This is a genomic window from Rickettsiales bacterium, from assembly GCA_025210695.1.
Classification (GTDB): domain Bacteria; phylum Pseudomonadota; class Alphaproteobacteria; order Rickettsiales; family CANDYO01; genus CANDYO01.
Window position 1 is genome coordinate 188,206 of the sequence record JAOARE010000008.1, and the last position, 13,802, is coordinate 202,007.

A 13,802-nucleotide genomic window follows, 5' to 3' on the forward strand; every position below is an offset into this window, starting at 1 on the left:
ATTATTTAACTAGATTCTCTGCAAAGTCTTGGGCAGAAAATGGGCGTAGGTCATCGATTGATTCTCCAACTCCTATAGCAAGAATAGGGATGTTATGTTTGAGAGCAATTGCTACTATAATTCCACCTTTAGAAGTGCCATCTAATTTAGTAATAATTAAACCATTTAAAGGTGATATTTCTTGAAATTTCTCTAATTGTATTAGAGCATTTTGGCCGGTGGTGGCATCTAAAACTAGAATAATTTCAGGAGTAATTGCTTCATTAATCTTTTTAACCACTTTTATAATTTTAGCGAGTTCAGACATAAGATGTTCTTTGTTATGAAGTCTTCCTGCTGTATCAATCATTAATAGATCTATCTTTTTGTCGCTAGCTTCTTTAGCAGCCTTATAAGCAACACTTGCTGGATCTGAATTTTCTGTACCTTTAATAATTGGAATATTGAGCTGAGCTGCCCAAGTTTCCAATTGATCAATAGCTGCTGCACGGAAAGTATCACAAGCAGCCAGCATGATTGATTTTCCTTGTTGTTTATAATAATGAGTTAGTTTTGCTATAGAAGTGGTTTTGCCGCCTCCATTAACTCCACACATGATAATAATTTTGGGTTTTTGATCGAATGTTATTTCTTTGCCAGATAAAGGGGCCAAAATAGATGCAATAGAATTAGCAAGTGTCTGTTTAATTTCATCTTCGTTTACTTCTTTATTGAAACGATATTTTTCAATCAATTCTTTAACTAAATGTTGAGATGCTTCAACGCCAAGATCAGCGCTTATGAGCAAATCTTCTAACTCTTCGGCAGTTTCTTTGTCGAGTTTGCGTTTATGAAGAATATTATCGATGCCAGTTGTAATTTTTACTGAAGTTTTAGAGAGCCCAGCCTTCAGTTTATCTAACCAACTCATAATTTATTTTGTTTCTCACGATTAGTGATAATTTCGTCAATAAGACCAAATTTCTTGGCTTCTTCTGGACCCATAAAATTATCTCTTTCCATAGCACTTTCAACAACAGCATATTTTTTACCGGTATGGTGAGCATAAATTTCATTTAGCTTACGTTTATTATTCAACATTTCTTTTAAATGAATCTCGGCATCTGTGGCTTGTCCTCTGAATCCACCAAGCACTTGATGGATCATAATTCTTGCATGAGGAAGAGCATAACGCATTCCTTTTTCACCGGCAGCAAGTAGTAAAGATCCACCAGAACAGGCCTGTCCTACGCAAATAGTTCCAACTCTTGGCTTTATATATTGCATTGTATCATACATTGCTAATGCAGAGGTTACAACCCCTCCTGGTGAGTTAATATACATGGCAATATCTTTATCAGGATTTTCTGCTTCTAGAAACAATAATTGCGCTACTACTAGGCATGACATAGCGTCATCAATTTGCCCATTAATAAAAATAATTCTTTCTTTTAAGAGTCTAGAGAAAATATCATAAGATCTTTCTCCGCGGCTTGACTGCTCTACTACCATTGGTACTAAATTCATTGATGTATGTAAATGTTCAGACATATATAACCTTGTTAATTTATTTCAATTTAAGTCAATTATAGGAGGAAGATATTTTATAGTAAATACTTTGTTTAATATATTTTATTTCCCCTAGTTTTGAATTCAGTAGGGGAAACTAAATATTAGTCTTGTGCTGGCTCTAGCAATTTTTTAACTGTTATTGCTTTGTCGGTGGTTTTAATTTCTTTGAAGATGTTTTGAACAACCTTTTCTTCAATAATTGGACCTTTTAAGCTTTCTACAGCATCTTTGTTTTCAGTATAGTATTTAATAATTTGTTGAGCTGCAGCTGGGTTGCCCATGGCTTGTCCTCTCACTGCTTCAACTAAATCATTTTGTTCTACTTTTACATCATATTTTTTTGCCATTGCAGAAAGTAGTAGACCTAATTTTACTCTACGTTTCGCAAGTTTCTGATATTCTTCTTTTAGTTCTTTTTCTGTTTTATCTGTTTCTTTGCGTTCAATCATTCCTTCAACGTTTTTCCATAATTGTGAGAATTCTTGATCTACCATCATTTGTGGTAGGGTAAAGTTACAAATTTTATCTAATTTATCAAATAAAGCAATTTTCATTTGAACATGATTTTTTTCATTGCATTCTTTTGTTAAAGCTTCTTTTACCTTAGCATTCATTTCATCTACTGATGCAAATCCTACGTCTTTAGCAAATTCTTCTTCATTATCACAAGTTTTAGCTTGTAATACTTCGTGAATAGTTACAGAAAATTCGGCTTTTTTGCCGGCGAAGTCTTTTTGGTGATAATCTTTGGGGAAAGTTACAGTTACTAACACTTCATCGCCTGCTTTATGCTTTAGAAGTTGATCTTCGAAGTTATCAATGAAGCTTTTTGTTCCAAGTTCTAGAGTATGTCCTTTTGCTGTTCCTCCAGGAAATACAACATTATCTATTTTTCCTTCGAAGTCTATAACTACTTTATCTCCATTAGCTGCTTTATATGTATCTTTTGCTTTTACATAAGTTTTATGACGGTCAAGTAATGTTTTAACGCGATCTTTTATATCGCTATCTTTAATTTCATAAGTCAACTTTTCTAAAGAGATGTCTTTTACTTCAGGTAAGTCAAATTCTGGAGATAAATGTAGGGTTACTTCAAATTCTAATCCTTTTTCTAGATCAAAATGTTTGAGATCTATTTTTGGTGAAGTAACTAGATCTACATTTAATTCATTTACTATTCCTTGTGTTGTTTCATTGATTAAATCATTGGCCATTTCATTTAGAATTTCACCTTGATGCTGATTCCAAATTACATTTAAGGGGGCTTTCCCAGGTCTAAATCCTTTAAGATTTTTGCTTTTTGCAACAAACCTCAATTTAAAGTCTTTAATTGCATTTAAGGCTTCGGTAGGAACTGTCGCAGAAAAAGTTTTGATTAGTTCTTCGCTAGATAATGGGTTAACTGTTGCTTGGTAAGCTATTGTTGTTCCATCACGGTTTGCTGTTGTTAAATCTAACTTATAATTCTTTGTTATTTTTTCTGCGCCCATTTGAATTGCCTCTTAAAAATATTATGGTACGGGTGAAGGGACTTGAACCCCCACAACTTTCGATACTAGAACCTAAATCTAGCGCGTCTACCAATTCCGCCACACCCGCAAAATCCAACTTATTAACAAAAAAGTTGAATGCTTGTTTTTACCACATTGAATAAATGATTGCAAGATTCATATAATTTTTTTTTACTTTGGATTTTTGGCTCAATTGAATGGTTTGCAAAATAATCACAAATAAATTTAGGCAATAGGTTTTTATCTTCTAGTTTTAAAAAGGTCGCGGTGAAAATAAAACAATTGCTTACTTATTGGTTGGTTATAAGTTATCTGATCAAAAATCATATCTATTTCATTTTCATGAGTAGTAATAGTAATTTGTTTAAGTTCAATTTTAGGGTAGGAGAACTTTAGAGTTAGAAATAAGGGACTATTAAACTTTTTTACGCGTTCTTTCATACTAAGTGTTATGAATTGATCATCTTTATCTATTTCAACAATATTAACAGAGCTAAAACGTAAATCTTTTATGGTTAGTAATTTTAAAGAATTAATATCGGAACTTGCATGGCTAACTTCATCTAGATCTTGGTCATAGAAAGTTACTTTGTTCTGATTAATGATTAGAAGCACAGGAGAAGGCTTAAAATATTCACAGCGAATTTTACCTGGTTTGCTAATAAAGAACTTACCATATCTTATTGCTCCTTCTTTATTGGATTGCTTAAATTGAGCAATGAAAGTATCGAAGTTATTAAGGTAATGTTCTAATTCAGCTATTTCTTTAGCGTAGATGTCAGTAATTGCTGGAGACGCATCATCATCACCAAAATATTTTATTGGAGGAGCAGACACAATAATATCACTACTTCCTAAGCTATAAAGAGGAAAAAGCAAAAACAATAACTTAGTCCATTTTACCATGCAATCTATCCTCTACTCTTTTTCTTCCAATTAAAGGTAATAAATATTTTAGTTCTGGTCCATGTTCTTGTCCAGTTAAAGCTAAACGTAATGGCATGAATAACTGTTTTCCCGTTCTGCCAATGGCATCCTTAATTCTACTTATCCACTTCCCCCAGCTTGAGTCGTCCCAGTTTCCTTGAGGCAAGAGCTCACAAGCTTTTTTTAAGAACTCTGAGTTTATAGGATCTATTACAGGGGTAATTGTTTGGTTGCAAATTTTCCACCAATGAACAGCTTCATTAACGGTATTGATATTACCATGAACTGCTCGCCAGAATGTATTATCAATGTTTACTTCAAGTTTATCAAGACTAGGTTTAATTTCTTCATAACTTAGATTTGTAATTAATTTATGATTAAGGTGAAGAAGTTCATTAAAGTCATAATTAACTGCAGATGGGCTGAATTTATTAATTTCAAACTCAGAAATTAACTGAGACATATTATAAAAGGCTTCTATAGAGTCAGATGTTCCCATTTTTGCTAATAATGAATTGATAGCCATTGGTTCAATAAACTGTTCACGAAGAGACTGGATATCAAACCCTCCTAAGCGCTTTGAGATTTCCCCAGTTTTACTTTGTAATAAAGAGGTATGCCCCATCTTAGGGGCTGTTCCTCCTAAAGCTTCAGTGATTTGAATCCCGATAGCAGTGTTGCTTATGTGATCTTCACCCCGTAAGATATGAGTTATCCCAAAATCCATATCATCTACAGCTGAACATAAAATGTAAGTCATTGAACCATCTTCTCTGATGACGATGGGATCATTTAGATTTTTAGCATGGAATTGTATATCCCCTCTTACTAGATCATTCCATTTTATTGTCTCATCTTTAAGTAAAAAACGATAATGAGGTTTTTTACCTTGAGCTATTAATTCTTCATGATCTTTTTCTGTTAGCTTTAAGGCTGCTCGATCATAGAGAGGTGGTTTTCCTCTGCTTAAAAGCATTTTTCGTTTCATGTCTAAATCAACTTGGCTTTCATAGCACGGGTATAATCTACCAGATGCAATTAGTTGATGTTTAGCTTCTTCATATCGGTTAAGTCTTTCAGATTGTTTTGCTTCTTCGTCCCAGTTGATCCCTAGCCATTGTAGATCTTTTTTTATAGCTTTTTCATATTCTAGTTTTGAGCGAATAAGATCAGTGTCATCCAAGCGAAGCATAAATTTACCGTTGTGAGCACGAGTAAATAACCAATTAACTAAGGCAGTTCTAACATTACCCACATGTAACATGCCGGTCGGACTAGGGGCAAAACGAGTTTTTACAGACATAAAGGCCTTAATCTTACAATAAATACAAAAATGATTATAGGCAAAATCATACAGCATTACTTAAGTATTGGCAATCTATGAATCAAAACAGTTTTTGTTTAGATTCTAAAAATATTATATATATACTATATTAATTTTGATTCAAACCTATTAAATCCACTTCTTGTTCTGCTGGATAGAGACTATTCATTTGCTCTAAAGTTAGATAAAGCAGCTCTCCCTTTTTATAAAATGGAGCAGTCATTACTTTATAGGTTTTATTATCATCCATATTATCTGAAATAGACTCTATGTGCTCTTCTTTCCAGGCTGGCCAATGAGTTGTTTTGACATAATCATAAAGTTTTATATCAAACTGATTTCGCTCAAGAATTTTTGATAATAATTCTTTATAGTCTTCATCCTCTTCTGTAAATAGTTTTACTCCAGAAATTGCAGCTCTTGAATAAGCTACGTCTTCTACTCCATAATGGTTTGCCATTAAAGCCATAACGTCATCTACTGCTTCATTAGGAGCCACGATTGTAAATATTTCTTTTATATTTTGTATGGCTTTTGTATAAGTTTCTTCTGTACACTCACCACTCATATACTCTTCACCAGCTAATGCTCTAGTTTGTAAATTATCAATTTCTACATTTTGCATTAGATTAATTACTTCATCTTTTGTGAAAATATTTTTTTGGAAGAAGTAATTTCCCCATGACTTCATTCTTGCCCCAGGTTCTCTTACGATTGTAATATAATTTACTTCCATTCCAAAATAATTTTTATCTGGCTCATTTGGGTGTGAAGGTAATGGCATATGGCCGTATATATATGGGGCTTTGATTTGTTTTGCTAAAAAGGGAGTCAAAAGGTGTTCAAGTTCTTTTATGGACGCTAAGGCTCCAATGCATCCTTTAGTAAAAACATTGCTAATAATTTGATTATCGCAAAGTTTTTCAAAAAAAAGTTCTTTCGTTTCTGTTTCTTTAGTAACAATTCTCATGAAATAGTTTAAGCTGGTTCCACCAGTTTTAGAGTTATGTATAAGGACTACAGGTTTGTTTTTTAGAAATATATCATATTTTAGATGAATTTCTGGTAGTACCAAAAATTTGTTGCTTGTAAAAAATAACTTAATATTTCGTTCAGGGTGGGTAGTTCCATCTTTCATGCTTAACTCTTTATAAAGATTATTATAAGCAAGAAATTATCATTTATTTTTAACAGGGTCAATGTAATTATAGGATGAAATTTATGTTTGTAGATATAACTGTAAATATTCTCTATACAAAAACTCGGGAAGTTTCCTTACCCGAGTTTTTTATTTTTAGTTATAATGTTGAAGAAAAGGATTTAGAATCCCATTCCGCCCATTCCTCCAGGCATACCACCAGGCATTCCATCCATGCCACCAGGCATTTTTGCTGCTTTGTCATCTTCAGGTTTGTCAACAATTAATGCTTGGGTTGTAATAACTAATCCAGCTACAGATGCTGCATCTTGGAGAGCAGTGCGTACAACTTTTGTTGGATCAATTATACCAGATTTAATCATGTCAACATATTCAAGTTTTTGAGCATCAAAACCAAAGTTTTTATCTTTGCTTTCAAGGATTTTACCAGCTACAACAGCACCATCTAAGCCAGAGTTAGAAATGATTCTACGTAATGGTGCTTGGAGAGCTTTACGTACTATATTTACACCGGCCTTCTGGTCTTCGTTCTCTAATTGAAGATTATCAAGGGCTTTTGTTGCATATAGTAAGGTTGTTCCACCTCCAGGTACTATTCCCTCAAGAGTGGCAGCGCGAGTAGCATGTAGAGCGTCTTCAACGCGATCTTTACGCTCTTTCACTTCAACTTCACTAGCCCCGCCAACTTGCAGAACAGCAACACCACCAGTAAGTTTGGCCAATCTTTCTTGAAGTTTTTCTTTGTCATAGTCAGAAGAAGTTTCAGCAATTTGCGCTCTGATTTGGTTGCTACGGGCTTCAATAGCGGATTTATCACCAACTCCATCAACTAAAGTTGTGTCTTCTTTTGCTATATGTGCTTTTTTAGCTTTACCTAGCATTTCTAAAGTTACGCTTTCTAAGCTCATGCCTAAGTCTTCGCTAATTAATTGACCGCCTGTAAGAATAGCAATATCTTCTAGCATAGCTTTACGACGATCACCAAAACCTGGTGCTTTTACAGCGCATATTTGTAGTCCTGCACGTAGTTTATTTACTACCAATGCTGCTAAAGCTTCACCTTCAATGTCTTCAGCGATTATTAACAAAGGTTTGCGAGCTTGCATAATAGACTCTAGTAAAGGAATCATTTGTTGTAAGTTAGAGAGTTTTTTCTCGTATATCAGGACGTAAGGATCTTCAAGTTCTGCTGTCATTTTCTCAGAATTGGTTACAAAATAAGGTGATAAGTAACCACGATCAAATTTCATTCCTTTAACAACATCAAGTTCAAAGCCAAATGATTTACCTTCTTCAATAGAGATGACACCTTCTTGGCCAACTTTTTGCATCGCTTCTGCAAGTTTATCGCCAATTTCTTTGTCATTATTTGCAGAAATTGTACCCACTTGAGCTATTTCTTGTTGAGAGCTTATTTTTTTGCTTTGATTTTTAATTTCTTCACAAACAATATTAACGGCTTTATCGATACCACGCTTTAAGTCAGCAGGATTCATTCCAGCCACCACATATTTATGACCTTCGCTAGCTAAAGCGTAAGCCAAAACTGTTGAAGTTGTTGTTCCATCTCCTGCAACATCAGCAGTTTTACTAGCAACTGATCTCATAAGTTTAGCGCCTAGATCTTGATATGGGTCGCTTAATTCAATTTCTTTTGCAACGCTAACACCATCTTTAGTGATTTTAGGGTCACCATAGCTTTTTCCAATTACAACATTATTACCACGAGGTCCTAATGTGCTACCAACTGTATCAGCTAAAATTGCCATACCTTCTAGAATTGCTTTTTGACCTTCATAGCCAGATTTAATTTGTTTTACCATAATTATAATACTCCCATTACATCAGATTCTTTCATTATTAACAATTCCTTGCCATTTATCTTTACTTCGCTTCCAGCCCATTTACCAAAAATTATACGATCTCCAGCTTTCAATTCCATAGGAACTAAATTACCTTGCATGTCTCGAGCCCCTTTTCCAACAGAAACTACGGTTCCTTCCACGGGTTTTTCTTTCGCGCTATCCGGTAGGTAAATGCCACCAGCAGTTTTTTCTTCGCGCTTTATTACTTCTATAACCACTCGATCACCAAGTGGTTTAAATGATGTAGACATAAATCCTCCATTATTAGTTTGTTGATAATCTATTTAACAAAAGATATATAGTCATCTTTATTGAATACTTCAAGAGCATCTAAAGATTTTTAGAGTAAAATATACAGAAATATAATTTATTGTTTGTCACAGAGGCTATTTAGGAACTACTATCATCATCAATTGATTGCCTTCCATTTTTGGTTCGTATTCCATTTTTGCCTCTTCAGTTAACTGAAGTTTTATTTTCTCAAAAACTGCAAAACCAAGTTCTTGATGAGTTATTTCTCTGCCTTTGAACCTTAAGGTGATTTTTACTTTATCTCCAGCCAAGATAAAGCTATTCATACTTTTGATTTTAATTTGTAGGTCATGTTCACCAATTGTAGGGCGAAGCTTTATTTCTTTTAGGGATACAGTTCTTTGTCTTTTTCTAGCATTGTGCATTTTTTTCTTTTCTTGGTATTTATGTCTACCAAAGTCCATCATTTTACACACAGGTGGCTCAGAATTGGGAGATATTTCAACTAAGTCAAATCCAAGCTTTTGCGCTTGTTCTAATGCTTGTTCCAGTGAAACTACTCCAAGCATCTCACCTTTGTCGTTAACTAATCGTACTGTGGGGGAAGTTATTTCTAAATTTGCTTTTGCAAAACTACTAGATTTTTTTTTCATTTGCGCTTTTAATAGCATCCTCTAAAGATTTTTAAATATAAGTTTTATTATTAATAATATTTTTTAGCATACTCAAAGACTGAGTATATTGCAATATTTCTTGCTTGTCAGTTCCTAATTTACGTATTGAGACTGTGTTATTTTGCATTTCATTTTTACCAACTACCATAATTATAGGAGTTTTTGCTAAAGAATGCTGACGAATTTTATAATTAATTTTATCGCTCGAAATATCAATTTTAGCTCTAATATTATTATCTTTTAAGTCCTTACAAAGGCTTTTAGCGTATTCATTAGCATCATCAGTTATAGTTAATATAATAACCTGTACAGGAGATAACCATAATGGGAATTTTCCTGAGTATTCTTCAATTAATATGCCGATAAATCTTTCCATTGATCCTAAAATAGCACGGTGAATCATAACAGGTCTATGCTTTGCACCATCCCTGCCAATATAATTGGCGTCTAATCTTTCAGGCAGAACAAAATCTAATTGCAGGGTGCCGCATTGCCAATCTCGACCAATAGCATCTTTGAGAACAAATTCTAATTTAGGGCCATAAAATGCTCCTTCCCCTGGGTTCAAGGTATAAGGTAAGTTAGTAGTTTCGATTGCAGATTTTAATTCTTTTTCTGCATTATTCCAAACCTCTATATCTCCGGCATATACATCAGGGCGTGTGGCAAATTTAATTGCTATTTCGGTGAATCCAAAGTCTTTATATACTTCTTTGAGGAGCTTTATAAAGCTAACGGTTTCTGATGTAATATCTTCGGGAGTGCAGAATATATGTGCGTCATCTTGGGTCATTCCTCTAACTCTCATGAGTCCGTGCATTGAGCCAGAGCTTTCATTGCGGTGACAACAACCAAATTCGGCCATTCTAAGAGGTAAATCTCGATAGCTGTGAAGTTTTTGTTTAAAAATTTGAATATGAAGAGGGCAATTCATGGGCTTTAAAGCCATAGATTTATCGCCATTCTCAACGGTGAACATATTCTCACGAAATTTATCCCAATGTCCTGATTCTTCCCAAAGAGTTCTGTCTGCTAATATAGGGGTTTTTACTTCAGTATAGCCATTATTAAGAATTTTATCTCTTATATAGTTTTCTACAATGCGATATAACGTCCATCCTTTATCGTGCCAAAATATCTGCCCAGCTGCTTCTTCCTGGATGTGAAAAAGATTTAGCTCTTTTCCTAGTTTTCTGTGATCACGTTTTTCTGCCTCTTCTAACCGAACTAAATATTCTTGTAATTGTTTTTCATTGGCCCAGGCTGTGCCATAGACTCTTTGTAGCATAGCATTGCGATGATCTCCGCGCCAGTAAGCTCCAGCTAACTTCATAAGCTTGAAGGCTTTTTTGTAGCCTGTGCTCGGTGCATGGGGGCCGCGGCATAAATCTATAAAATCGCCCTGGCGGTATAGACTAATTTTTTCTCCAGCAGGAATGGATTCAATAATTTCAGATTTATAAAATTCTCCAATACTTTTAAAAAACTTGATAGCTTCGTCTCTGTCCCAAACTTCTCGTGATATTGGTTGATCGCGCTTTACAATTTCATGCATCCTCTTTTCAAGGGAGACTAAATCATCCGGGGTGAATGCGACATCTCTTGCTACATCGTAATAAAATCCATCTTCAATAGCAGGGCCAATAGTAATTTGTGCGTCGCTAAATAATTCTTTTACAGCTTGAGCAAAAATATGAGCACTGTCATGACGAATAATTTCTAGCCCTTCCTCGGTATTAGGGGTGATTATTTCTACTTGAGAATCTTTAGTGATTTTATAGGATAAATCTACTGCTTCCCCGTTAACTTTCATAGCGATGGCAATTTTAGCTAAACTTTTTGAGATATCATTTGCTAAAATAAAGCCATCAATTTCTTTTTCGAAATTACGGATAGATTTATCAGCTAAAGTAATTGCAACCATGTTACTAGCCCATAATTTTATGTTGGATTAAGAATTTAGACTAATTTGAATAAATGTTCAAGGAAAGAATATTGACTTGGTATTTAAAATAAAATACGATATTAAAACTTTTAGTTGAAAAAGTTAATAAGGTCGTAATGTTAAAGGAGAAAAAGCTATGGCTATAAAAAAAATAACCTCAGAAGAATATAAAGAAAAGTTGATTAAAAAGGGGGTTGATTCTGAATCTCCTTTACTAAACAGTAAATTAGAAAATGTACATTATCTAACTTTTAAAAATATTTTAGCTGTTGAAAAAGGGATCTCAAAAGAGAAGGCTTTGGAGCAAGCTCTTAAGTTTGAGTGGCCCAATCTAAGAGTTTACACATGGTATAACATGGTTGAAAAGAAAGGCAAGCTCTCGGTGGATGAGGCTCTTATGATAAAAGATGAATCACAATTTCATGATTTTAGAGGTTTTGTAAATGATGGGCTTAGCAAAAGCAAGGCCTTTAATAAACTGGGATTCTCTGTGCCTGATGATTCTGGTGTCGAAATGGGTGGTGTTGGAAGTTTTGCTGATGCAGCAGAGCTATAAAAGTTAGTAACTTATAGTTACAAGTATGAAGGTGGCGGGAGTGACGGGACTCGAACCCGCGGCCTTCGGCGTGACAGGCCGACGCTCTAACCAGCTGAGCTACACCCCCAATTTGGAATTAAGAAAAATATCAGTGTTTAAATCAATTGTAAAGTAAATATTTTCAAAGTTATTAAAAAATCTTATGGCTGCCCTTTTTTCTATGGAAAGAGTCGTTTTTGTTCTATTTTATGTGGAAGGTTGTTCCTTAGGCTTTATGGGGTTGTGTTGTTGTATATATGTCTATAATAAATATTTATTAGAAAAAAAACTTTTTCAACTAAAAGTTTATCTTGCGATTCAAAAGAATGTTATGTTAGTATCTTATGTTAATTATTAGGTTTATTAACTAAATAATAGGTCCTAACAGCAAATATATAATTAATATGTTGCTTGTTTAAATAACTTTTAATAACAAAATAAATTAAGGATAGTGTTATGAGATTACATAAATTAATTAAGCCGGCTGTTTTATTGGCGACATTGCCTCTAGCTTTTTCTGCTTCTGCTGGTGACTCAATGAAAAAGAAAGTTGCTGAATATAACTTTGCTACGGTAAAAGCAGGTGGAGTGTTTCCTACTAGTTTGGAAGGAAACTCAGGGTTAAACACTGGGGATACTACATATGCAGTGGGTTTTGAAGTTGGGCGTAAGATTATGAATCGTTATGCTGTTAGCTTAGAATATAGACATAGAGGAAAAAATACAGCTCATGGTTATGGAGTAGAAGTTGAAAACTCCAACGGGAATAGTAACTCTTGGTCGGCTAGAAGTGACGCAATTATGCTGAATGGAGCTGTTGATCTTGTTGTGGATTCAAAGGTGGTTCCTTACTTTAAAGTTGGTTTGGGTGCTGCAAGAAATAAATCAAATGATTATAGAAATAAAACAACTGATCCTGATGGTTTAATGAGTACTCAAGTTTTCTCCGGTGATACTGTTAATAAATTTGCTTGGCAGGCGGGAGCTGGTTTGAATATGAGCACTTGTTCTATGTTTGATACTCAGATCGAATATATGTTTGTTGATAGCGGGGAAATTACAACGAAAGTTAATTATGTCGATGCTAGTGGAGTTACCCAGAATTCTCCAGCAAGAACTGGAAGATTAAAAGATCATGTGTTAACTATTGGTTTGAAATTTAAGTTTTAAGAGATATATCAGTTATAAAAAAAAAGGAGTAAAAATATGGCTACAGATATAGATAAAGAGTATTATAAGAGTGTAGTAAATTCACAAGGGCTACCAAAAGGTATTGTAAGTACCTTATATAAAGAAATTAACAAGGCTGCAGATGATGCCACGCTTATGGATAAAATTAATACTATTGCTGGTAAAAATTTATTCAATGCTGTGTCTAAAGTAACTAACCCTCCAGCAACGGTTGTTACAGTGCTTAGAGAGTCTTCCTCTACGGATTCTGGTACTGTACTAGATAATACTAATTTTAATAATGCGACACAGGCTATTAATACTATTTCTAGTAAAATAGTTGGTTCTTTGAATTCGTCATCAACATTTAATGGTAAAAGCACAATTTCTGCTGCTATAGATCAAATAACAACTGCATTGGATGCTAGTTTTGATGATGATACAACATTTTATGGAGAAGGTACTGTTACCGGCGGGTTTGGTGAGGTTGAAACGGATATTAATTCCATTGTTGCAGGTGGTGTATCGGCGGGTTCTATTGCGACAGCAGCCTTGGCCGATAGTGCAGTAACAGCAATTAAGATAGCTTCTGATGCAATAACTGGAGCAAAGATTTCAGATAGTGTAGTAGCTTCTGAACATTTAGCAGCGGCATCAGTAACCAGAGCAGCGATTTCAGCTGATGTTATTGATGGTAGTAAGATTTCAGATAGTGTTGTGGCCTCTGAGCATTTAGCAGCAAATGCAGTTACAGCAGCAGCGATTTCAGCTGATTCAATAACTGGAGCAAAGATTTCAGATAGTGAAGTTGCTTCTGAACATTTAGCAGCAAATGCAGTTACAGCAG

13 protein-coding genes and 2 tRNA genes are annotated in these 13,802 nt (G+C 34.4%); 3 read left to right on the forward strand and 12 right to left on the reverse strand.

Annotated features, from left to right (window positions below; translation table 11 throughout):
- Position 1: 1 nt before the first annotated feature.
- The 11 genes from ftsY to thrS form a co-directional block, all read right to left on the reverse strand.
- Complete coding sequence (gene ftsY / locus N4A31_01190) at positions 2-913, reverse strand: signal recognition particle-docking protein FtsY (protein MCT4634848.1); 912 nt, start codon at positions 911-913, stop codon at positions 2-4.
- A complete protein-coding gene (locus tag N4A31_01195) occupies positions 907-1,506 on the reverse strand; it encodes an ATP-dependent Clp protease proteolytic subunit (protein MCT4634849.1) in 600 nt (199 codons plus the stop codon). The genes ftsY and N4A31_01195 overlap by 7 nt, the downstream gene beginning before the upstream one ends.
- 146 nt (positions 1,507-1,652) lie before the next feature.
- Positions 1,653-3,041, reverse strand: a complete 1,389-nt coding sequence (gene tig, locus N4A31_01200) for a trigger factor (GenBank protein ID MCT4634850.1) — start codon at positions 3,039-3,041, stop codon at positions 1,653-1,655.
- 24 nt (positions 3,042-3,065) lie between these two features.
- Positions 3,066-3,150 (reverse strand) — tRNA-Leu (locus tag N4A31_01205).
- A 152-nt stretch (positions 3,151-3,302) separates the two neighbouring features.
- A complete protein-coding gene (locus N4A31_01210) occupies positions 3,303-3,968 on the reverse strand; it encodes an outer membrane lipoprotein carrier protein LolA (protein ID MCT4634851.1) in 666 nt (221 codons plus the stop codon).
- Positions 3,952-5,292 (reverse strand): glutamate--tRNA ligase, encoded by a 1,341-nt coding sequence (gene gltX, locus N4A31_01215; GenBank protein ID MCT4634852.1) that lies wholly within the window; start codon positions 5,290-5,292, stop codon positions 3,952-3,954. Before gltX ends, N4A31_01210 begins: the two co-directional genes overlap by 17 nt.
- Positions 5,293-5,422: 130 nt before the next feature.
- The gene (locus N4A31_01220; protein ID MCT4634853.1) at positions 5,423-6,451 is read right to left on the reverse strand and encodes a hypothetical protein; all 1,029 of its coding nucleotides are present in this window, start codon (positions 6,449-6,451) and stop codon (positions 5,423-5,425) included.
- Between the two features lie 182 nt (positions 6,452-6,633).
- Positions 6,634-8,298: a chaperonin GroEL gene (gene groL / locus N4A31_01225; GenBank protein MCT4634854.1), complete on the reverse strand. Its 1,665-nt coding sequence runs from the start codon at positions 8,296-8,298 to the stop codon at positions 6,634-6,636.
- Positions 8,298-8,588, reverse strand: a complete 291-nt coding sequence (groES, locus tag N4A31_01230) for a co-chaperone GroES (GenBank protein MCT4634855.1) — start codon at positions 8,586-8,588, stop codon at positions 8,298-8,300. Before groES ends, groL begins: the two co-directional genes overlap by 1 nt.
- 135 nt (positions 8,589-8,723) lie before the next feature.
- Positions 8,724-9,242 carry a translation initiation factor IF-3 gene (infC, locus tag N4A31_01235; GenBank protein ID MCT4634856.1) on the reverse strand — a complete coding sequence of 173 codons (519 nt, stop codon included), beginning with the start codon at positions 9,240-9,242 and terminating at the stop codon, positions 8,724-8,726.
- Between the two features lie 31 nt (positions 9,243-9,273).
- Complete coding sequence (thrS, locus tag N4A31_01240) at positions 9,274-11,187, reverse strand: threonine--tRNA ligase (GenBank protein MCT4634857.1); 1,914 nt, start codon at positions 11,185-11,187, stop codon at positions 9,274-9,276.
- Between the two features lie 157 nt (positions 11,188-11,344).
- On the opposite strand from thrS, the gene N4A31_01245 reads away from it, so the two are divergent.
- A complete protein-coding gene (locus N4A31_01245) occupies positions 11,345-11,764 on the forward strand; it encodes a hypothetical protein (protein MCT4634858.1) in 420 nt (139 codons plus the stop codon).
- Positions 11,765-11,796: 32 nt separating this feature from the next.
- Here the strand turns inward: N4A31_01245 and N4A31_01250 are convergent.
- Positions 11,797-11,873: transfer RNA gene (locus N4A31_01250), tRNA-Asp, on the reverse strand.
- Between the two features lie 368 nt (positions 11,874-12,241).
- Here N4A31_01250 and N4A31_01255 point away from each other — a divergent pair.
- Together N4A31_01255 and N4A31_01260 are read left to right on the forward strand one after the other, a co-directional pair.
- Positions 12,242-12,955, forward strand: a complete 714-nt coding sequence (locus N4A31_01255) for an outer membrane beta-barrel protein (protein MCT4634859.1) — start codon at positions 12,242-12,244, stop codon at positions 12,953-12,955.
- Positions 12,956-12,991: 36 nt separating this feature from the next.
- Positions 12,992-13,802, forward strand: an 811-nt coding sequence (locus tag N4A31_01260; GenBank protein ID MCT4634860.1) for a hypothetical protein, incomplete at its 3' end; no start/stop codon positions are given.